The 21,511-nt window shown below is 55.9% G+C and carries 18 protein-coding genes; all 18 read left to right on the forward strand.

Annotation, left to right across the window (positions count from 1 at the left end; genetic code table 11):
- The 18 genes from NSU18_RS21840 (at nucleotide 1) to NSU18_RS21925 (ending at nucleotide 21,472) form a co-directional block, all read left to right on the forward strand.
- A complete protein-coding gene (locus NSU18_RS21840; RefSeq protein ID WP_341150039.1) occupies nucleotides 1-1,122 on the forward strand; it encodes a GerAB/ArcD/ProY family transporter in 1,122 nt (373 codons plus the stop codon).
- 137 nt (nucleotides 1,123-1,259) lie between these two features.
- Entirely contained in the window at nucleotides 1,260-1,661 is a 402-nt protein-coding gene (locus tag NSU18_RS21845) for a Fur family transcriptional regulator (protein ID WP_036692190.1), read from the forward strand.
- A 240-nt stretch (nucleotides 1,662-1,901) separates the two neighbouring features.
- On the forward strand, nucleotides 1,902-3,893 hold the full coding sequence (locus NSU18_RS21850; protein ID WP_341150040.1) for a methyl-accepting chemotaxis protein: 1,992 nt from the start codon (nucleotides 1,902-1,904) through the stop codon (nucleotides 3,891-3,893).
- Between the two features lie 128 nt (nucleotides 3,894-4,021).
- Nucleotides 4,022-4,834 (forward strand): uroporphyrinogen-III synthase, encoded by an 813-nt coding sequence (locus tag NSU18_RS21855; protein ID WP_341016072.1) that lies wholly within the window; start codon nucleotides 4,022-4,024, stop codon nucleotides 4,832-4,834.
- Nucleotides 4,835-4,894: 60 nt separating this feature from the next.
- Nucleotides 4,895-5,527: a ThuA domain-containing protein gene (locus NSU18_RS21860; RefSeq protein ID WP_340751203.1), complete on the forward strand. Its 633-nt coding sequence runs from the start codon at nucleotides 4,895-4,897 to the stop codon at nucleotides 5,525-5,527.
- A 117-nt stretch (nucleotides 5,528-5,644) separates the two neighbouring features.
- Nucleotides 5,645-5,992, forward strand: coding sequence for a phasin family protein (locus NSU18_RS21865; RefSeq protein ID WP_341016074.1), 348 nt, complete (start codon nucleotides 5,645-5,647; stop codon nucleotides 5,990-5,992).
- Entirely contained in the window at nucleotides 5,993-7,663 is a 1,671-nt protein-coding gene (locus NSU18_RS21870; RefSeq protein ID WP_341016076.1) for an ABC1 kinase family protein, read from the forward strand.
- 342 nt (nucleotides 7,664-8,005) lie between these two features.
- Nucleotides 8,006-9,892 (forward strand): DEAD/DEAH box helicase, encoded by a 1,887-nt coding sequence (locus tag NSU18_RS21875; protein WP_445321817.1) that lies wholly within the window; start codon nucleotides 8,006-8,008, stop codon nucleotides 9,890-9,892.
- A 244-nt stretch (nucleotides 9,893-10,136) separates the two neighbouring features.
- Nucleotides 10,137-10,970, forward strand: a complete 834-nt coding sequence (locus NSU18_RS21880; RefSeq protein ID WP_341016078.1) for a M15 family metallopeptidase — start codon at nucleotides 10,137-10,139, stop codon at nucleotides 10,968-10,970.
- A 403-nt stretch (nucleotides 10,971-11,373) separates the two neighbouring features.
- Nucleotides 11,374-11,712, forward strand: a complete 339-nt coding sequence (locus tag NSU18_RS21885) for a DUF3243 domain-containing protein (protein WP_340751213.1) — start codon at nucleotides 11,374-11,376, stop codon at nucleotides 11,710-11,712.
- Nucleotides 11,713-12,046: 334 nt separating this feature from the next.
- Nucleotides 12,047-13,069, forward strand: coding sequence for an LLM class flavin-dependent oxidoreductase (locus NSU18_RS21890; RefSeq protein ID WP_341150042.1), 1,023 nt, complete (start codon nucleotides 12,047-12,049; stop codon nucleotides 13,067-13,069).
- Nucleotides 13,070-13,153: 84 nt separating this feature from the next.
- The gene (locus NSU18_RS21895) at nucleotides 13,154-13,630 is read left to right on the forward strand and encodes a glutathione peroxidase (protein WP_341150043.1); all 477 of its coding nucleotides are present in this window, start codon (nucleotides 13,154-13,156) and stop codon (nucleotides 13,628-13,630) included.
- A gap of 164 nt (nucleotides 13,631-13,794) precedes the next feature.
- Nucleotides 13,795-15,429, forward strand: coding sequence for a formate--tetrahydrofolate ligase (locus NSU18_RS21900; protein WP_341150044.1), 1,635 nt, complete (start codon nucleotides 13,795-13,797; stop codon nucleotides 15,427-15,429).
- Nucleotides 15,430-15,988: 559 nt separating this feature from the next.
- Nucleotides 15,989-17,353, forward strand: a complete 1,365-nt coding sequence (locus NSU18_RS21905; protein ID WP_341150045.1) for an FAD-dependent oxidoreductase — start codon at nucleotides 15,989-15,991, stop codon at nucleotides 17,351-17,353.
- A 300-nt stretch (nucleotides 17,354-17,653) separates the two neighbouring features.
- Nucleotides 17,654-18,481: a formate/nitrite transporter family protein gene (locus tag NSU18_RS21910; RefSeq protein ID WP_341016084.1), complete on the forward strand. Its 828-nt coding sequence runs from the start codon at nucleotides 17,654-17,656 to the stop codon at nucleotides 18,479-18,481.
- A gap of 541 nt (nucleotides 18,482-19,022) precedes the next feature.
- Nucleotides 19,023-20,234: an MFS transporter gene (locus tag NSU18_RS21915; RefSeq protein ID WP_341150046.1), complete on the forward strand. Its 1,212-nt coding sequence runs from the start codon at nucleotides 19,023-19,025 to the stop codon at nucleotides 20,232-20,234.
- Between the two features lie 61 nt (nucleotides 20,235-20,295).
- Nucleotides 20,296-20,820, forward strand: coding sequence for a GNAT family N-acetyltransferase (locus NSU18_RS21920; RefSeq protein ID WP_340751227.1), 525 nt, complete (start codon nucleotides 20,296-20,298; stop codon nucleotides 20,818-20,820).
- Nucleotides 20,810-21,472: an MOSC domain-containing protein gene (locus NSU18_RS21925; protein ID WP_341016089.1), complete on the forward strand. Its 663-nt coding sequence runs from the start codon at nucleotides 20,810-20,812 to the stop codon at nucleotides 21,470-21,472. The genes NSU18_RS21920 and NSU18_RS21925 overlap by 11 nt, the downstream gene beginning before the upstream one ends.
- Nucleotides 21,473-21,511: the final 39 nt, after the last annotated feature.

A 21,511-nucleotide genomic window follows, 5' to 3' on the forward strand; every position in this document is an offset into this window, starting at 1 on the left:
ATGAGCAAGGAGAAAATCAGCGGCAATCAGGTGTTTTGGCTGATTTCCACCATGCAGATTGGCATGACCATTCTGCTCACCATCAATCCTACCATTGCCATCGCCAAGCAGGACGCCTGGATATCCATATTGCTGTCCACGCTGTTCTCGACAGGTCTGGCCTACGTGCTGACCCGTATCAGCTTAATGTATCCAGGTGAATCCCTGATTACCTACGCGCCGAAAATCTTGGGCAAGATTCTGGGGCATATCGTTATTTTGCTGTATGTCGTGTATTGGATCATTGTGCTGGCGATTATTTTGCGGCAATATGGGGATTTCATGATTGGGACGATTCTTCAGCTGACACCGGTTATCGTCCCCATTATCGGCATGCTCATTATAGCGGCGTATGTATCCTTCGCCGGCATCGAGGTGCTGGCAAGATGCAGTGAGGTGCTGGGACCGCTCATCCTGCTTGGTATTATGGTGCCGCTGCTGCTCAATATTTCACAGATCCAAGTCAATAACCTGCTGCCGGTTCTGGCTGATAACAGCTTGTCAGTGCTGGTGCAGGGGGCGATGCCAACCGCGTCATTTCTGGGAGACAACATTCTGCTCATGATGGTCCTCCCCTTTCTTGCTCATCCGCGTGATGGCATGAAAGGGGCGGTGATCGGCTCAGTGGTGGCCGGACTTTTCACGATGCTGTCTGCAATGCAGTGTATTGCAATCTTCAGCCATTCAACCGCGTCCAGACAAAGCTATCCGTTTCTTAATCTGGTGCGCTTCGTCTCCTTTGGCTTCCTGCAGAATTTAGATGCCATTGTTATAGCAATTTGGATTATGGGGATTTTCATTAAAATATCACTGTATTTGTTTGCAGCCTCATACGGAAGTGCGCAATGGTTCGGCATCAAGCGTTGGCGCATTGTCATCTTTATCGCGGCTCCCATAGCACTGGTGCTCTCCATGTTGCCGCGCAACTTTGTGGATAGCTCGATTCTCTTTCCCAAGCTGGTGGCTGTGCCGTTCAACCTTCCTGTCCTCTTCATCCTGCTGCCACTGCTGCTATGGATCGTGGGCTCTATCCGCAACAGAAAGATGAAGAAGAAGGGCAGACAGCAGCCTAAGGCCAGTTAGTAAGCGAAGCTGTGATAGGAGCGAGTGCTTCCGGGCTGAACGTACATCGCATTGGACAGGTCTTGGGGTCTGCCGCATTGACGCTTCTGGCATCAGGACTTATACTTGATCTAAAAATAAATTAGAGGATGATAAAGATGAGAACCTTGAACCTTACCTCTCAGCGTCAAGCCGTATACGATATCGTCCGCAATTCCCACGATCACCCTACCGCTGCCGAAGTCATGAACCGGCTGGTCGAGCAGGGGCATAACCTGGCCTATGGAACGGTCTACAATTCCCTGCGCTATCTTACAGATAAGCAGATGATCCGCGAGCTGAAGCTGGGCGAGGCGGCCAGCCGCTATGACGCCCGTCTGGACGACCACCAGCATATCGTCTGTGAAATCTGCGGTGCTGTGGATGAAGTAATGAGCCAGGTCCCGCAGGAGTGGAGCGATTCGGTAGCGGCGGATACGGGATATTCGATCACTCATACACATGTGGTATTCGGGGGGATCTGCCCGGCTTGCCAGAGCAGGAATTCACGCCAGAACTAGGACATTTGTATGAGCTGCGAGGGTCCGCATAGTAAGGGAATATAACAAAAGACCGTTTTCATTGGAACGGTCTTTTTACTGTGCTTCTATAAAAATTATCAATAAACATAGGGAAATTATCATTAAATACGAGGAAAAAGAGGGTTTCGGGGGCTGATATTTAATTATATATAAAGCCTGCCGCCATGATCCATCTTAAGACCCATGAAGAAAGAGAGAAAGAGAGAGTGAGTCCATCATATGAATAAAAAGGTGCGTCTGAACATCCGTACGAAGCTGATTACTACCTATTTGCTTGTCTTGCTGGTACCGAGCATCATTATAGGCTGGTTAACCTATCAATCGGCCAGCAGCACCATGGAGGAGCAGCTTACTACTAATGCCCAGGAAAGTGTAATGGCAGTGAATCAGATCATAAATTCCAATATTCAGTCGAAAATAGATGATATCCTCTATTTTGCCGGACAGCTTCCGGCAGATTCCATTAATAACGAGGCGGCTGGTCTGACCGCCCCTGAGCTGGAGAGCAGATTAAGGGAGTACGCGGCGCTGCATCCCGATGTGCTTGATATTTATGCCGGAACCAGCAAAGGCAAGAGCATCCGTGCCGCAGAGCTGGAGCTGCCGGAAGGCTATGATCCCCGCAAGGAAAATACATATATCAATGCGCTTAAGCAAGGCAGCGGTACAGTGATCTCCCCGGTATTTCAGACGGTGAAGGGGGAGAGCGCCATTGCGGTATCATCGGTACTGGCGGGCGGAAACGGCGTAGTCAGCCTTGATCTGAATCTGTCTTCCCTTGCCGATATGACGAAAATCAAGGTCGGACAGGAGGGCTACATTCTGATTATCGACAGCAGCAAGGAATTCCTGGTTCATCCCACAGAAGCAATTGGCGTGGAATCCTCGCTTGAGTTCGTGAAGCAAATGTTCGGGAGCGAGGGCGGAAGCTTCGATTATGTATATAAGGATGCACCCAAGAAGATGACCTTCATGGTGAATGAGCTGACGGGCTGGAGAATCGGGGGCACCATCAGCCTGAATGAGATTACGCAGGCAACCGGCGATATCCGTGAGACGGTCTGGCTGGTCCTCCCTATATCCGTGCTGCTGGCGCTGGTGCTGGTCTATTTCAATATCGCGTCGATTCTGAAGCCGCTGATCCGCCTGCGCAAGGCAACCGAGCGGATTGCCGGCGGCGACCTGTCGCAGGATATCGGGGACTTCAGGGGAGATGAGATCGGCCTGCTGGCTGTGAATTTCCGCCAGATGGTGGATAATCTGCGGCAGATGATTATCGGGGTACAGACCATGACGGATAAGGTCTCTTTCTCCGCCGAGCAGCTGAGCGCCGGGGCAGAGCAGACGACCAAAGCTATAGAGCATGTTACAGTGGCCATCCAGGAGGTGGCTGCCGGCACACAGCAGCAGGTGGGCAGTGTACATAAAGGGATGGCAAGCACAGCTGCCACCACATCCGAGGTAGCCCATATCTCGGAGTTCATGAAGCAGGTGTCGGGAATGATGGACAAGACCTCGCTGTCGGCTTCGGAGGGCAATGATTCGGTCATCAGCGTAGTCGACAAAATCAACGGTATTCATGAGACCGTGGAGGAGATGGGTACCGTCATCGATCAGCTGAGTGAGCGGGTCGGACAGATCCAGGGGATTACCGGTGTGATCTCGGGAATCTCGCGGCAGACGAACCTGCTGGCGCTGAATGCGTCCATAGAAGCGGCCAGAGCCGGTGAACAGGGGCGCGGATTCGCTGTGGTAGCCTCGGAGGTCCGCAAGCTGGCGGAAGAATCCGGGAAGTCGGCAAGCCTGATCTCCGAACAGGTTGCCTCTATCCATGCAGAGATGATCCGTGCTACGGCATCCATGGAGGAGGCGAAGAGCAAGGTAATGGACGGCATTATGGCTGTGGATACAACGGGGCGTTCGTTCTCGCGCATCCGCAGGGCAATTAAAGGGGCCGCAGAGACTATAAGCGGGATGAACGAAGGCGTTCAGACCCTGAGCGCAGAAGCAGACAGTCTGGACCAAGCCATTAGCGAGATCCGCGGCATCACCGAGGCTGCGGCAGGCAGTACCGAGACGATCTCGGCAGCAGCCCAGCAGCAGCTTGCCTCGGTGGAAGAGATCGCCTCTTCCTCAGCCGACCTGAGCCGCCAAGCCGATGAATTGCAGCAGCTGGTCGGACGCTTCAAGCTGCACCCGGGTAATCAGTAGAGTCTCCAATTTGTACGTGTGAGAATTACTTTTAACTACAAATACAGCTTCATCCCTCTTTTCTTTTACCTCACTTTGCAAGTATACTGATAAGCAACAATACGGGGTGATGAAGGGGAGAAGCGTTCATGGCAGAGCAATTGAAGGGCATTACCGTAGCCCTGGCCGGTCCGCGTAAAGCGGAAGATATGGCTAAGCTGGTAGAGAATATGGGAGGAACCGCGCTGCACCGTCCCGCTCAAGGGACTACCTTTCTGGATGATGCCGCTCTGCGTGAGGGGCTGATTGCCTGGACGGAGCAGCCGCCGGATCTGGCTATTCTGACTACCGGTATGGGGCTGGACGCATTGTTCGAGACGGCTGCGAAGCTTGCGCTTGCGGACCGCTTCCTGGAGGTTCTCTCTGGCTCGCCTGTTGCTGCCCGTGGCTATAAGACAGTGAATGCCCTGAAGAAGCGCGGGCTTGAGCCGGTCGTGCGTGACGATGACGGCAGCTCGGCCGGACTGATTCGCGGCCTGCAGGAATATGATCTGCAGGGCAAGCGCGTCATGCTTCAGCTGCACGGGGAGACCGCCCCGCAGCTGGTCGGATGGCTGGAGCAGGCAGGCGCAGCTGTAAGCTGTGTGCAGCCTTACCGGTATACTCAGCCGGAGCCTGGAGCGCTGGAGCTGCTGCTTACAGAGATCACCGAAGGGCAGGTGGATGCGGTGGCATTCACAAGTGCGCCGCAATTCCGCTTTCTGGCACAGCATGCGAGGGAGCAGGGGCGGCTTGCGGAGCTGGTGCAGGCTTTTGAAGACAAGGTACTGGCGGTATCTGTCGGCCGTATGACCTCGGAGGCCCTGAAGGAAGAGGGCGTGAAGCGGATCGTCATGCCGGAGCACGAGCGGATGGGCAGCATGTTTGTTACCCTGGGCCGCTATATTGCAGCTACCCGCTAGCAGCGGAAGTTCAATTACAACTACAACTACAAATACAGAGAGATATGGAGGAGGAGACCTATGGATAAGAGAAAATGCCTGTTGTTAGGCGATTACACACACCCCCGGTTTCACCCGTTGCAGGGTGTGGACAAGCAGGTCAGTGAAATTCTGAATGAGCTTCTGACCGTGCAATGCTCGGAGAACAAGAAGCTGATGCTGAGCGAGCATTTGTCCGGATATGATCTGTGCATCGCATATAATGAATTGTGGAATGAAACCGTATCTCCACAGCAGACTGCAGGTCTGCTGAGTTATGTCAGCGGAGGAGGCGGTCTGATCGTCCTGCACACCGGGGTATCCCTGGCGAAGCGATATGAGCTGGCCCAGCTGATCGGTGCCAGATTCACCGGCCACCCGGCCTATACTCCGCTTCAGTTCAAGGTACAGGAGCATGATATTACCGAAGGCATCGAAGACTTCCAGCTCGATGAAGAGCCGTACCGGTTCGAGTTCGATCCGTTCACCGAGAAGCAGATTCTGCTCGAATACGAGGCGGACGGGGAGATGCTGCCTGCGGCCTGGTGCCACAGCTATGGCCTCGGGCGGGTGGTCTATCTGATGCCCGGCCATCATGAGCCGTCATTCCGGCATCCGGCTATCCGCCAGCTGATTCTGCGGGCAGCCACCTGGGCGGCGCGTATCCCCAGATAATCAGCCAATAATCGGCAATACCCGAAGCTAAGCCCCACTTTTGTGGGGTTATTTTGTGAAATGGCGGGCGAAGGGGTATACTTTATCCATAACTGCAATCTTTGGGAGGGAAGTACCATGAGTGATCTGTTGAAGAAAGCTATCTCATTAGGCGTAGGCCTCACCATTGTCAGCAAGGAAAAGGTTGAAAAGGTCGTAGACGAGCTTGTGAAGCGGGGCGAGCTGGCCCCGTCGGAATCCAAGGCTCTGGTGGACCGGCTGGTAGAGCGCGGAGATGAAGAACGGGGTGCGTTCAAGTCTGCCGTGCAGGAGCAGGTTCAGCGGGTACTGAAGGAGCTTAAGGTACCTGTGCAGGAGGATATCACTAGGCTGGAGTCGCGCATTGCCCAGCTTGAGGGCCGTGTTGCCGAGCTGGAAGGCAAGTCACCCCAGGAGACCACCGTGCCGGAACAGCGTACGGAATAAATGGCTGTCCGCATAAGGCATGCCGGACGTTACCGGGCAATCGCCATGGCGCTTATGCGTCATGGCTTCGGCTATATGGTGGAGGAACTGGGCCTCTACCATCTTCTGTCGCTTCCCCGCCGGATCATCACACAGGAGGTTCATGAAAGTGTGACCCTTGCTGAACGGGTCCGCAGGGTGCTGGAGGAGCTGGGGCCGACCTTCGTCAAATTGGGCCAGCTTGCCAGTACGCGCTCCGATCTGCTGCCTGATGCGATTATTCAGGAGCTGGTGAAGCTGCAGGACAATGTGCCGCCGTTCTCAGCCGAGACGGCCCGCAATATTCTGCAGCAGGAGCTGGATCAGCCCATTGATGCGGTCTTCGAATATTTCGAGAACAATCCGCTCGCTGCCGCCTCCATCGGCCAGGTGCACCGGGCTGTGCTGCATGGCGGGCAGAGTGTAGCGGTCAAAATACAACGTCCAGGCGTCATGCGGACGATGAGCAGGGATCTTGAGATTCTATCGGATCTAAGCCAGCTCGCCGAGCGCAAGATGGATTGGGCCAGGCAATACGGGTTAGCCCGGATGGTCGAGGAATTCTCACGGGCTCTGATGGCGGAGCTGGATTACGCCCAGGAAGGGCGCAATGCCGAACGTATATCCGGGCAGGTGTCCGCTCATGATAACATATATATTCCGGCCATCTACTGGGACTTCAGCTCCACCAGGGTTCTGACCATGGAGTATATGGAAGGGATTACACTGAACCGCAAGGACGAGCTGGTGAATTCGGGCATGAAGCTTAAGACCATTGCCCAGCAGTTTGTGGAGATGATGCTGAACCAGATTTTTATTCATGGCTTCTTTCACGCCGACCCGCATCCGGGCAATGTCATGGTGCTGGAGGACGGAAAGCTGGCTCTGATCGACTTTGGAATGGTCGGGCGGCTTAGCGAGGATATGAAGGATGGCCTGTCCGCGCTGGTGATTGCACTCATGCGGAAGAATACGGACTCGATGGTACGGGCCATTCTGCGTCTGGGAGTGATTCCGGAGGAGGCTGACCGGATGGCGCTGCACGAGGATATGGACCGGCTGCGCGAGCAGTATTATGATATCCCGTTCAAGCAGGTCAGCATCGGCAAGGCGCTGAATGATCTGTTCAGCATTGCCCGCAAGCACCGGCTGATCATTCCGCCGGATCTGGCGCTGCTGGGCAAGACAATGCTGACCCTGGAGGGCATGGTTGCCAGCCTGGACCCGGCCTTCAGCATTATGCAGATGGCCGAGCCGTTCGGCAGGCAACTGATCAAGCAGCGCTTCAGCGGAAGCCGCCTGCAGCGCAAGCTGCTGGGCGGAGTAGCTGATCTTGCCGAGAGTCTGGTTGAGCTTCCCGCCCAGGCCCGGCAGCTCTCCTCGCTGATCAGCAAGGGGAAGCTGAAGGTAGAGATCGGGGTACCCGAGCTGCAGGACCTGGAGCATAAGTTCAGCCGGATCGGCAACCGCCTCTCCTTCAGTATCGTGCTGCTGGCCTTCAGCATTATCATGGCCGGACTGATTGTCGCCTCCTCCCTGCGCGGCGAGCCGTCGCTGCTCTGGGACTTTCCGATTGTCGAGATCGGTTCGGTTATCGCTCTGCTGATGATTCTGTGGCTGCTGTTCTCCATCTTCAAATCGGGCAGATTCTAGCCGGAAGAGCCGGATAAATAATTATTCTTTGCCGGATGCACACAAAGGCTGCACAATCAAGTACAATATTAAGATAACTTGCCACAATTAAAGTGTAATGGAACGCAAATGGAGTGCCGTCTGAACGTCCGGTGGATCGCTGCTGCGCCGTATAACCGAACGTTCGACCGCTGCCTTGCGGGCCCATGGGACGGAAGGGCTCCGGTGACGGGGTGCTTCCGCTTTGTTTTGAAACGATAAGAATGTGAATATAAGTTATGGACTGACAGGATGGAATGAAAATTTAGGGAAATTAGTGAGGTGGAGCAATTGCCGGGTTTTAAAGATTTAGGAGTATCAGAAGTGCTGATCGATCTGCTCAAGGGGCAGGGTATCGTGAAGCCGACGCCGGTGCAGGAAGAGGCGATTCCGCCGCTGGTGCAGGGTCTGGATGTCATTGCGCGGGCGAAGACTGGAACGGGGAAGACGCTGGCTTTTCTGCTGCCGATTATGGACAAGATCCGGGTCGAGGCCGCTTATCCGCAGGCGCTGATTCTTGCGCCGACGCGTGAGCTGGCGCTGCAGATTACCGAAGAGGCGCGTAAGCTAGCCCGTCATACAGGCGTGAAGATTCTGGCGGTCTACGGCGGCCAGGATGTGGAGAAGCAGCTGCGTAAGCTGGAAGGCGGCAGACATCTGATCATCGGTACGCCGGGACGGCTGCTGGATCACCTGCGCCGGGAGACCCTGGACCTCAGCGGCGTGAAGATGCTGGTGCTGGATGAAGCGGACCAGATGCTGCATATGGGCTTCCTGGAGGATGTGGAGACGATCATCACGGCGGTGCCTTACCGCCGTCAGACGATGCTGTTCTCTGCGACGATGCCGGACCCGATCAAGCGGCTGGCAGCAAACTATATGAAGGAGCCGCTGGATGTCATTATTAAGAGCGGCTCGCCGATCCCTCTGGACAATATCCGCCAGCAGGTGGTGGAATGCTCGGACCGCAATAAGGAAGAGGCACTGATCTCCCTGATCGAGCGCGACCGCCCTTATCTGGCGATCATCTTCTGCCGCACGAAGCGCCGGGCCATCAAGCTGAACGAGGCGCTGCAGGCGGCCGGTTATGAAAGCGACGAGCTGCATGGCGATCTGTCGCAGGGCAAGCGCGAAGCTGTCATGAAGCGGTTCCGTGACGCCAAGCTGCAATTGCTGGTGGCTACGGATGTGGCGGCACGCGGCCTGGACGTTGAAGGGGTCACCCATATCTTCAACTATGATCTTCCGCTGGATGCGGACAGCTATATTCACCGGATTGGCCGCACGGGCCGCGCCGGAGGCAAAGGCCTCGCGATCACGTTCGCTTCGCCGCGCGAGCGCGACGGGCTCGCACTGATCGAGCACGGCATCTCCCAGCGGCTGGACCGCCGCCGGTACGAGAAGGATGAATTCGGCGTAGGCGAATTCACCTCGGTCCAAGGCGGCGGCTCGCCGCGCGGGCGGCAGAGCGCTGCGCCTGAAGCGGCGCGCGCCGGCCGTGGCGGCCGCGGGCAGGGCCGCAGCGGCGGTGCGCCGCGCGGCGAAGCCGCAGGGCGTCCGGGCGGGCGCGGACGCAGCGGCAAGGACGCAGGCGGCTGGGGCGCGCCTGCGGAAGGCGGCGGCCGCAGCCGGAAGGACGCGGCCGGAGGCGGCAAGCGCAGCGCGTACAGCGCGGCTGCGGCGCCGAAGGGCGACTCCGCCGGGCAAGGCGCGGCGAAGAAGCCGAGACCTGGCGGCGGCTACGGCGCCTTCGCCAGCGGCGTCGACAGCGCAGCAGCCAGCGGCTATGCTGCGGGTGCAGGTGCAGGTGCCGCCGGCGGGCGCGGCGGCAAGGGCGGCGCTACGCGGGGCGGAGCCGCGAGAGGCAACGCCTCCCAGGGCGGGCCGAGCAGCGGCTACAGCACCAACGTATCGCGGGGCGCGGAAGCCGGGGGCTTCAGCTACGGCGCTTCGAAGGGTGCCGGCTCCGGTGCCGGATATAATCCCGGCGGCGCGAAGTCGAGCCCGAAATTCCGGGCGCATGTAGCGCGCAGCAACGATGCCGGGGGCTATAACGCCTCCGCTCCCAAGGGCGGCTCACGAGGCAGCTCCAAGGGCGGTAAAGGCGGCTTCAGCTCAGGCGGACGCAGCAGCGGCGGGAATTCATCGCGCGGCGGGCGCAGCGGCGGCTCCGGCGGCGGTTCACGCGGCGGACGCGGCTCCTCCAGATAAAGGCGCTTTACATGCATAGCTAATCCTTGTTACCATAGGGCCGTTGGCGTAACAGCCAATGATTCTATGGTAATATTTATTTACTGAAACCTTTTGGCTATCGGGCCTGTCTAATAGATACCGCGGGAAACATTCGGGTACAAGTATAGAGAGATATAGAATGTAACCTGCACTTTTGGATCAGGCGGGGTTCTGCCGCATTCAAGAGTGCGAGGGTACACAACGTTTAGGAGGATTACACAGTATGTCCAAAACCGCCAAAATTGTCATTCTGCTCATCGTCGTCATTGCGGTCGGCTGGGGAATAGGGAAGTATACAGCCCCCTCCGCTTCCCCGGAGAACGGGACCAATATAAACACAGGTACAGATCTGGGAGCCGAGGGGCCGGATGCAGCGCCTGAAGCTTCGGCAGTGCCGGAGCCTACGGATCAGCCCGCTCCTGGCGCTTCAGGCAATGGTACTTCCGGGAACAACGCTGCGGAGATGGTCGTAGCCGAGCCCGAGAGCATCGCGGTCATGGTCAATAAGCAGTACAGCCTGCCTGATAAATATAAGCCTTCCGATCTGGTCTACCCGGATGTTCCTTTTATTTTCTCGGAAAAGATTGAGAAGCGCATGCTGCGGCGTGAAGCGGCTACGGCGCTGGAGGAGATGTTCGCAGGGGCGAAGGCGGACGGGGTCTATCTGGCCGGTGTATCCGGCTACCGTTCGGAATCGACCCAGAAAAGGCTGTTCAATAACTATGTCGCCAGAGACGGTGAAGAGAAGGCCCGCACCTACAGTGCCATGCCGGGACACAGCGAGCATCAGACGGGACTGGCCATTGACCTGTCCGGCAGAGACGGCAAATGTGCAGCCGAGAGCTGCTTTGCAGGGACGAAGGAAGCAGAGTGGCTTGCCGCCCATGCCGCTGAATACGGCTATATCATCCGGTTCCTTGAGGGCAAGGAGGCCATTACCGGGTACAAATACGAGCCTTGGCATGTCCGTTATGTAGGCAAGGAGATAGCCGCTTCTATCGCCGAAAGAGGGATCACACTCGAAGAATATTATGACGCCGTCCCGGTGTCGAATTAAACCCGCACTATAATCTAGGCGGTCCCGCGATTTGCGGGGCCTTTTGTGTGTCTGGGCAGCGGGCGGTGGCTTGTCACCAGTATCTGTCCTTCCATTCAGGAAATAAGTGGATTTCATCCAGCTGCTGCGGCGCGATTGAGCTATCCTCCGGCAGCAGTTGGATAATGAGCACTTAATTAATCAATATTCAGCAAAAGTAGTCAAACGCCACCAATTAGATGCTGTTTATCCACTTGCTTCCTGACAATCCGCTGAAACCGGGAAAATAAGATACGTTTATCCACTTGCATGCCTTGCATGCTGCTGAAGCGGGCGGAGACTCGTTCGTGAACGGTGGTTCACCCCCGGGAACGCTGGTTAAGTAGTGGGAAACCGCACACTATGAAATGGGAGGCGTTTCTTGATGTCTGAACATAATCATGTGGTGAGTAAGGACGGCAGTGTGACCATGAACCGGGTAACGGAGGCGCTGGACCGGATTGATCCGGGGCAGAAGGAAATGATACTGGACAACTTCGAGCACTTCAAGGCGTATTTAGGAAAGCGCATTCAATTGGCGCAAAAAATCGGTCTCAGCGACGAACAGCTGGCACTGGCCGCCGAGAAAATCGCCGGTTACCTGGCAGCGTATGAGGAGCCCCGCAATAGTGAAGAGAAGCTGCTGCTGGAATTGTGGAAGGCCGGCAACAAGGAGGAGCGCCACCGTCTGGCGCATATGCTGGTGAAGATGGTGCAACAGTAAAAGAGGCAGCGCCGGTAAGCAACAGGAGCACTACCAGTATCACCAACAGCATCGGGTAACATGGCTCCCTGAAAAAGGAACATGAACAGCGTTGATGCATTCCTTCCTAGTGAAAATTAAACAGGCGGCTCCGTGATCCTTGAAGAGCCGCCTGTTTCCTGTGCAAGTAACCTTTGACACATCTGTCTGTGGCTGAACTGTATCTTCAGCCCGTGCGTTTGTTTGGGCGGATTATAGTCTTCCGTTTGTGAATTACAACGGTACGGGTATAGTTAGTATAGGATGTACGGTATGCTGAAGCCTCGAAAATCCAACCCATTGGAGCTGCTCTCATATGAAATTAAGCATTCTCGATCAATCCCCGGTGCCGGAGGGAAGCACTCCGGCCGAAGCGCTCCGGCAGACGGCGCTGCTGGCCCGCGAGGCGGAGCGGCTCGGCTATCACCGTTTCTGGGTCGCGGAGCATCATGCTGCGCCGGGCCTCGCCGGCTCCAGCCCTGAAGTGCTGATGGCGCATCTTGCTGCGGTGACCTCAGCGATCCGCATCGGCTCGGGAGCGGTGCTGCTCCCGCATTACAGTGCGTTCAAGGTCGCTGAGAATTTTCGTGTCCTGGAGGCGCTCTATCCCGGGCGGATCGACCTTGGGATAGGGCGGGCGGCAGGCGGCGGCGCTCTGGCCGCCAAAGCACTGCAGGATACCCGTGTCACTATTGACGACGTTGACCGGTACGAGCAGCAGATTCAGGAGCTGGTGGCCTATCTCTATGAATCTGAGGGCGGAGCCTCCCCGCGGCGGTATGCCGGATTACGGGCAACGCCTGCGGTGGATTCAGCGCCGGAGGTCTGGCTGCTGGGCTCAAGCCGGGAGAGTGCGGCGCTTTCGGCCCGGCTGGGAACCGGGTATGCCTTCGCCCGGTTCATTGCCCGGAATGGAGGAGCAGGCGCGGTGCATGATTACCAGGACAGCTTCACGCCGTCCGTGGCTGCTGCAACGCCGAAGTCGCTGCTTGCGGTGTTCGCCGTCTGTGCGGAGACATCGGCGGGGGCAGACCGGCTGGCTGCCAGTATGGATCTCTCGCTAGTCAGCCTGGAGAGAGAACACATCTCTTCCCCGACTCCGTCCGTAGAGACTGCGCTGAACTATACATATACCCCGTACGACCGCTTCACCATTACAGATAACCGGAAGCGGATGGTCATAGGCTCGCCTGCTGAAGTCAGGGAGCAGCTTCAGCTGCTGGCTGAAGAGTACCGCTGCGGGGAACTGATGATTTCTTCGCATATCCATGACTTCGCGGACAAGCTGCAATCCATCCGGCTCATCGCCGAAGCCTGCGGGCTGGAACGCAGGGCGTAGCCATCCCCGCCGGAATTTGGTTTTGGCTGCGAATAGGGTAAAATAAAGAGGTGAATTATATAGCCGAAAGGAAGCGAAGCAGAAATGTCAATTTATAGTTTTTCCGGAGTGAAGCCTTCGGGTACTGAAGTGCCGTTTAAGGACTATGAGGGCAAGGTGCTGCTGATCGCCAATACGGCCAGCAAGTGCGGACTGACCCCGCAATACGGAGATTTGCAGAAGCTGCACGAGCATTACGGGGACCAGGGGCTGGTAGTGCTGGGCTTTCCGTGCAACCAGTTCGGGGGTCAGGAACCGGGCACAAGCGAGGAAGCGGAGTCCTTTTGCCAAATTAACTATGGAGTCACGTTCCCGGTGTTCGCCAAGGTCGATGTGAATGGTCCGGAGGCGAGTCTGCTGTTTCAATATTTGAAGGGCCAGCAGCCGGGTGACGGCGAGAGCAGTGATATCCAGTGGAACTTCACCAAGTTCCTGGTGGACCGCAGCGGCAATGTAGTGGCCCGGGTCGAGCCGAAGGAATCACCGGAGAGCATGAAGGGGCTTATCGAATCTCTGCTGTAATGAGGCTGAAATCCTTTGCGCTGAAGTTACCCTTTATGAAAATTATCCTTGAATCTTTTCAGAGACCCTGTATTCTTTGAAGAGACATGTTTCGCGTGACACCATGAATGGCTTACAGGAAGCAAGGATGCAGGATAATAACGGCAGGAGGGTTACATACAGGCATGAGGTTAATTACAGAGGTAGCATCGGCAGCGGGGATCAAGGAAGAGCATCTGGAACTGTACGGCAAATATAAAAGCAAGCTGGCGCCCTCGCTCTGGGCAGAGCTGAAGCACAAACCGGACGGCAAGCTGGTTCTGGTTACCGCAATGAATCCTACACCGGCAGGTGAAGGCAAGACGCTGACGACGATCGGGCTCGCCCAGGCGATGAATGCAGCGGGTGTACGCACGGTAGCAGCGCTGCGTGAGCCTTCGCTTGGTCCGTGTCTTGGGATGAAGGGCGGAGCGACCGGGGGCGGCAAGGCGCAGATCGTTCCGGCAGATGAGATCAACCTGCATTTCACCGGGGATATCCATGCTGTAACAGCGGCGCATAACCTGCTCTCGGCGATGATCGACAATCATATGTTCCAGGGCAACAGCCTGGGGCTTGATCCGCAGCGGATCGTCTGGAAACGTGTTATGGATATGAATGACCGCAGCCTGCGGAATATTGTGACCGGCATTGGTGACGGCAACGGAACTGTGCGGGAGAGCGGTTTTCAGATTACAACAGCCTCGGAGATTATGGCCGTGCTCTGCCTGTGCAGCGACCTTGCGGATCTGAAGCAGCGGCTTAGCCGTATTCTGGTCGGGTATGACCATGCAGGACAACCGGTAACCGCCCAGGCAATTGGAGCTGTGGAGGCGATGACTGCGCTGTTGAAGGAGGCGGTGAAGCCGAATCTGGTGCAGACGCTGGAAGGAACCCCGGTCATTGTGCATGGCGGCCCGTTCGCCAATATTGCCCACGGCTGCAGCAGTGTGATCGGAACCCGCTACGCGCTGAAGCTGGGCGATGTGGTGGTGACCGAGGCAGGCTTCGGCGCGGACCTGGGCGCGGAGAAATTCATGGACATCAAATGCCGCCAGGCGGGGCTTGCTCCTGCTGCGGCTGTCCTGGTGGTTACGGTGAAGTCGCTCAAATACAACGGCGGTGTCCGCAAGGAAGAGCTGTATGAGGGCAACCGGCCGGCGCTGCTCTCCGGCTTGTCCAATATAGAGCGGCATATTGAGAATCTGCGCAAGTTCGGCGTGCCTGTGCTGGTGGCGCTGAATTATTTTGAAGGGGATGCCCCTGCTGAAGTGAATGAGGTGCTGGAGGCTTGCGGGCGGCTGGGTGTACCTGCTGCGGTATCCAAGGTATGGGCGGAGGGAAGCGCGGGCGGACAGGAGCTGGCGAAGGAGCTGCTGAAGCTGCTGGACCAGGAGGAGCCTGTGCAGTACGCACCGCTATATGACGACCATCTGGATATTCCGTCCAAAATTAACCGCATTGTCACGGAGATCTACCGTGGAGCTGGAGTAGCCTTCTCTCCGGCCGCTAAGCGCAGTCTAGCTATTATTGACCGGCTGGGCCTGCACCATCTTCAAGTCTGCATGGCCAAAACCCCGTATTCCTTCTCGGATCAGCCCCGGCTGCTCGGAGCCCCGGAAGGCTTCACCATGGGCGTCCGGGACATCACCCTGTCCCTCGGGGCGGGATTCGCTGTAGTGATCACCGGCAACATGGTCACGATGCCGGGCCTCCCCGCCAAGCCGGCGGCAGAAGGAATACTGGTGGATGAGGATGGCGTAATTTCCGGTCTGGAATAAGGCATCCCTGAGCTAATAGTTCTAGTGTGGCCTCACTTTACCGCAGGTATGCTGCGGAGGGTGAGGCTATTTTGTATGCGGAAAACCAATCACAATGGGAGATGTCGCAGGCACATGGACCAAATGTATGCGAAAAAACGATCACAATTGGACCGGGAGCGCCGCATAGGCCAAATGTAATCGAAAAACCGATCACAAATGGACGGGGAGCGTCGCGTAAGCCGAATGTAATCGAAAAACCGATCACAATGGGACCGGGATTCGCCACCTCAGTCAAGCTCTCTCCTGCGGTTTCCTGCTCCTGGCAGACATAATGCCCCTCCTCCGGGGGAAACTAAGCCAAGGTTGAAGAGCGCATCGGCGGTACTAGTGGAGTGGATAACGGGGTGAAACTCCAAAGTTATTAAAATTTAAAATTGTGAACATTGTGAGAAAAATCACAAAACTACTTGTAATGTGATAAATATCACAATATAATCAATGTATAAAGTGAAAACAATCACAAATGTAAACACAAGCCCTACTAAATAAGCTTTTCAACTTGGAGGAGGAAGAAATCATGAAAGTAGCAGTCATTGGATGTACCCACGCCGGAACGGCCGCCATAGTAAATACCGCACAGTTATACCCGGATGCACAAATAACGGTGTACGAGCGAAACGATAATATCTCATTCCTGTCTTGCGGCATTGCCTTATACGTTGGCGGTGTGGTCAAGGACCCGCAGGGACTATTCTATTCCTCCCCGGAACAGCTGGCTGCGCTGGGTGTGCAGACGAAGATGCGCCATGAGGTAATCAACATTGACACCGCCCGCCGGACGCTGAAAGCCCGCAACCTCGTGACCGGCGAGGAAATGGAAGATACTTATGACAAACTAATTATGACAACCGGCTCATGGCCGATCGTGCCTAAGCTCGAAGGAATAGAGATGGAGGGCATCCTGCTCTCGAAAAACTACAATCACTCCAACACCATTATCGAAGAAGCGCAGAAGGTGAATAGAATTACTGTGGTCGGTGCCGGATATATCGGGGTCGAGCTGGTGGAAGCTTTTCAGATGAACGGCAAGGAAGTTACGCTGATTGATGGGGAAGACCGCATCCTGAGCAAATATCTCGATGAAGAGTTCACCGCACCGATCCAGCAGTCGCTTGAGGATCACGGCATTAAGCTGGCGCTGGGCGAGAAGGTCGCCTCCTTCGCAGGGGAGAACGGCAGAGTGACCAAGGTGATTACGAGCAAGGGTGAGCATGAGACGGATCTGGTGATTCTCTGCATTGGCTTCCGTCCGAATACTGACCTGCTGAAGGGTCAAGTGGATATGCTGCCGAACGGCGCGATTATGGTGAACGATTATATGCAGACCAGCCTGCCGGATGTCTATGCTGCCGGTGACAGCTGCGCGATTCATTACAATCCTACTGGTAAACACGCGTATATCCCGCTGGCCACCAACGCAGTGCGCATGGGAACGCTGGTCGCCCGCAATCTGGTCTCGAATACGATCCCTTACATGGGTACGCAAGGAACATCGGGCATCAAGATCTATGAGGACAATATTGCCGGAACCGGACTGACGGAAGAGGCGGCTGCAGCCGAGGGAATGGATACGGAGAGTGTGATGCTGATCGACAACTACCGTCCGGAGTTCATGCCGACCTTCGAGCAGGTTCAGGTAAAAGTGGTCTTTGACCGTGCCACCCGCCGCATACTGGGCGCGCAGATTATGTCCAAGATGGATCTGACGCAGTCGATCAATACCGTATCGGTCTGCATCCAGAATAAGATGACCGTTGACCAGCTGGCCTTCATCGACTTCTTCTTCCAGCCGCATTACAACAAGCCTTGGAACTTCCTGAACACCGCAGGCCTTCAGGCTCTGCCGAAACCGGCTCCAGTCAAAGAACCTGTACATGTATAAAAGCTAACATTTTGCCGGAGCCCGCTTAGGGCTCTTTTTTTGGGTACGGCAGAGGCGTGTGGGCCGGATGTGGTCGAAAAACCGATCACGAAGGGGAGGCTGCAGGCATTTTGTTCTGCAATAGTAGCTCGGGGATGAAAAAATATACCATGCCGCCAGCTTTTATGGTAAATTTGACATGTCAGTGAAAACTTTCACTTGGTTTTTCGGATAGTGATTTTTATCACGTAAATGTGATTAGGATCACGTTACAATGGCATAAAGGAACAAATTTTAAGTAATTAGAAGGGGATAGGAATCATGGCTTATAACAAACCGCAGGGAATCGCTGAAGTTACGGTAGAGAACGGAGTCAAGAAGGCACACAATCCGCTTAGCACTGTACTCATTCTCGGTTTTCTGGGAGGAGCGTTTATCGCGCTCGGATTTTTGCTGGATATTCGTGTCATTGCCGGTGCACCTGCCGAGTGGGGGTCCATTGCTAACTTCATCGGGGCTGCGGTGTTCCCGGTTGGACTCATTCTGGTGCTGCTTGCCGGAGGGGAACTGCTGACAGGCAATATGATGGCGGTGCCGCTGGCATTCATTGCGAAGAAGATCTCGTTCTGGGAAGTGATGAAGAATCTGGTGCTGATCACGCTCAGCAACCTGGCCGGTGCCTTGTTCGTCGCGTACTTCTTCGGTCACATCGTTGGCCTTACATCAGATGGTGTGTATCTGGAGAAGCTGGTAAGCATGGCGGAGCATAAGATCGATGCTACGTTCCTGCAGGCTTTTATCTCCGGGATCGGCTGTAACTGGCTCGTCGCGCTGGCGGTATGGCTGTCGTACGGGGCTGACAATTTCAGCGGCAAAATCCTTGGTATCTGGTTCCCGACCATGGCGTTTGTGGCCATCGGCTTCCAGCACGTTGTAGCTAACATGTTCCTTATCCCTGCTGCAATCTTCGAAGGACATTTCACCTGGGGCCAGTATGCGGCCAACTTCGTTCCGGTCTGGCTGGGCAATCTGACGGGCGGCGCGATCTTCGTGGCTGCTGCGTACTGGATGGCCTATCTGCGCAAGGAGCCGGGAGCAGTGAACTCGGCTGCAGGCGTCCCTGCTGCTGGCTTGAAGAAACACGCTTAATCATTATCGGACCTGACCCGGTGTATATCGCCGGATTGTAACATAGCTTGGCCTAAGCACTTCCTGCTTCTCGGTACCCTGCTTCAAGGGATTCGCAGAGACAGGGAGTGTTTTTGCGTGAATATAACAGAATCATTCTCCCGACACAAGTGGAAACGGCTTTGCCGTCCTTTTAAAAGGATAATTTATAGAGTAAGACTTATAAATTCTTATATTTAAACAAAATTCACCGTGCAATCCGATTCGGGGGAACGAAATCGGATCTCACGGTGAATAAAATAGGGAGTGTTTCATATGGATCATTACCCCGGGTTCCGGGGAACGAATCAGTGCCGGCAAGGTATTTTTGTTTACGTGAGAAAGAGCGGGTTATAGAATATTAATATCGCTGGCGGCGGTGAAGACGGAATTGATTTTCAATAGAATAATTCCCTGGTTTGCCGCGATACAGCATTAACGCGAATACTTGCCCTGCCCCCTGTGTTGGGATGATACTGGATGGATTAATGACAGCTATGTTACAGGGGATGACAGACAAGATATGAGATTTATGCAGGCCTATCCGAAGGAAATTAAAGTATTCTTGATTGCCAGTCTTATTAATGCTACCGGCAGTGCGCTGATGTGGCCGCTGGTTACAATGTATGTATTCGATGAACTGGGACGCAGTATGAAGGACGCGGGAATCGTTCTGCTGGTGCAGTCGCTTGGCGGGATTGCCGGTCAGCTGCTGGGCGGTTCGCTCTACCATAAGGTAGGGGTCAACCGCCTGATTGTCGGCGCTCTGGCCATGAATGCTCTGACGCTGTTTGCCCTTCCGTGGGCGAGCGGAAGCTGGAGCGTATTCATTATCGTGATGGGGCTGATGGGATTGTTCAACTCCCTCTCCCTCCCGGCCATTCAGGCCTTTATCGGCTTCCGGTTCGCAGAGCAGCGCGCAGAGCTGTTCAATATCATCTATGTTGCCAATAATATAGGGGTAGCCCTGGGAACTTCGCTGAGCGGCTTCCTGGGCAATTATATGCTGAGCTTTGTGCTCAACGGGGTCACCTCGGCCGTATTTGCCGGATTCTTCTTCGTCTATCTGCGCAAGGTAGGAGCGGCACCGGCTCAGGGCCAAGCCGTTAAAAAACAGCCGCAGAATGAAGTGTCCGGCTGGAGACTTCTCGGCCATATACGCATCTATCTGTTCATGGCGCTGGGTTCAATGTTCCTGCTGATCGGCAATTCGATCTGGAACAGCGGAGTCTCGCCGTTCATTATCTCGGAAGGCTGGTCGAAGCAGCTATACGGCTTCCTCTGGACGCTGAACGGCGTACTGATCTTCGCGGCGCAGCCGCTGGTCAGCCTGATCAAGCGCGGGTTCGCGCAGACGTCAACCGCGCAGATGACAGCAAGCGCCGTCTTTTACCTGAGCGGGTATGCTGTAATTCTAATGATGCCAAGCTATCCGGGGATGCTGCTGGGCATGGTGCTGGCTACCCTCGGGGAGATGCTGATCTCTCCGGCGATGCCTTCCTTCATCTCGGAGCTTGCCCAGCGCAGCGCACCGTTCTATCTCGGACTTAGCGGCGGAATCGGCGCAATCGGCCGTGTCATCGGGCCATATCTGATGGGCGTTCAGTTCGACAGGGGCGGTCTTGCGCCAACCGGCTGGCTCGCTTGCGGCATGGCTGTGCTGTCCGTTGGGTTCTTCGCGTTGCACGCCTATATGAACCGTGCAGCCGTTCTGCCTGAGCGCAGGACTGCATAATCGTTCACGCTGGAACTAAACCTTTTACTATATGCTTAGTAAGGCAAGGGGTGTATAAACAATGCAACCAATTAACAGAGATGCTGCGCTGCTGATCCGGCCCTCCGAAATCAGGGATGCCCGTGAGCTGATCGTGCTGGATAATATGATCTGGACAGAGAATACAACCCCGGGTCCGCTGATGTGGCGCTCGCGGGAGGACTATCTGCTGCATGCGCCGCCCGGCTCCCAGCTGGTGGCCTTACAGGACGGGGAGCTATGCGGTTATGTCGGCTTCGGCTGTCCCAGCGGGATGGAGAGCAACCGACATGTATGCGAGGTGAATATCGCGGTGCACCCGCGCTTTCAGCGGCTGGGTGTAGGCACGCGGCTGATCGCAGAGATCAAGCGCCATGCCGCGAAGCACGGCATCCGCAAGCTGCGGCTGCGTGTGCTGTCCTGCAATACACCGGCGCTGCAGTTCTACCGCAAATGCGGGTTCGAGGAAGAGGGACGGCTGCGGGAGGAATTCTACTTAAGCGGACGTTATGTAGATGAAGTATTCATGAGCTGCTGGCTGACGGGAGGAGAAGGGGATGGAGACTGAACTGAAGATGCAAGTTGTCTCGCTGAATGTAGGCAAGCCGAAGACGGTGGACTACCGCGGCAAGCCGCTGGACACCGGAATCTACAAGCTGCCGGTTGCCGGGCCGCTTGCACTTCGGGCGAATGGGTTCACCGGGGACGGGCAAGCGGATCTGGTCAACCATGGAGGCCCTGACAAGGCAGTCTGCGTCTATCCGGTGGAGCATTATGCCCATTGGGAGGAGCGGCTTGGCCGGAAGCTGGAGTCTTCCGCCTTCGGCGAGAATATCACGGCGCGCGGATTGCTGGAGACCGAGGTATGTATCGGGGATATCTTCGAGATCGGTACAGCCCTGCTGGAGGTGAGCCAGCCGCGCTTCCCGTGCTTCAAGCTTACGCAAAAGCATGGACCGGCAGATATGCCGGCCCAGGTGCTGTCTACCGGCTACAGCGGCTTCTACCTCCGCGTGCTGCGTGAAGGCAGCCTGGCAGCCGGGGACCGGATTGTGAAGCTTGCGAGCGGAGCAGGCCGTATCCCGGTGAGACAGGTCCTGTACTCGATGGAGCACGGGCGCAAGGATCACACCGGACTCGCGGAGCTCGCCGGACTGGAGAGCCTTGCAGCTGGCCTCCGGGAGCGGTTCCGGGGCTGGCTGGATGCGGCGGAGAGCTAGGGTGGTGAAGGGGAAGCGGTACGGGGTGGGAACTGGGGC

Source organism: Paenibacillus sp. FSL H8-0048, assembly GCF_038002825.1.
GTDB lineage: Bacteria > Bacillota > Bacilli > Paenibacillales > Paenibacillaceae > Paenibacillus_AQ.